The organism is Actinomadura kijaniata NBRC 14229 (assembly GCF_001552175.1).
Lineage (GTDB): Bacteria > Actinomycetota > Actinomycetes > Streptosporangiales > Streptosporangiaceae > Spirillospora > Spirillospora kijaniata.
Genome location: NZ_BCQR01000360.1, coordinates 1 through 526, shown reverse-complemented (window position 1 = coordinate 526; position 526 = coordinate 1). Strand labels below are relative to the sequence as shown.

At 60.5% G+C, this 526-nt stretch carries 1 rRNA gene; it reads left to right on the top strand.

The annotated features are described in order from the left end of the window. A 23S ribosomal RNA gene (locus AKI01S_RS53160) occupies nucleotides 1-526 on the top strand; the annotation flags it as partial.

Here is a 526-nt window from a genome sequence, read left to right as displayed (position 1 = left end):
CCCGGTTACGGGACTTCGGTCCTGTTCTCGGGGGAGCATGGGACCCGAAGCGGTAGTAGGTGAGCGATGGGGTGACGCAGGAGGGTAGCTCAGCCCGGGCGATGGTTGTCCCGGGGTAAGCAGGTAGCCCGAGCCGTAGGCAAATCCGCGGCTCACATAGGGTGAGATGTGATGCCGAGCCGTTTTAGGTGAAGTGAGTGATCCCATGCTGCCGAGAAAAGCCTCTAGTGAGTGTACCGGCGGCCCGTACCCCAAACCGACTCAGGTGGTCAGGTAGAGAATACCGAGGCGATCGGGTGAACTGTGGTTAAGGAACTCGGCAAATTGCCCCCGTAACTTTGGGAGAAGGGGGACCACGCCTGGTGAGGGAGCATGCCTCCCGTAGCTGGGGGTGGTCGCAGAGGCCAGGGGGAAGCGACTGTTTACTAAAAACACAGGTCCGTGCGAAGTCGTAAGACGCGGTATACGGACTGACGCCTGCCCGGTGCCGGAACGTTAAGAGGACCGGTTAGACAGGCTTGTCCTG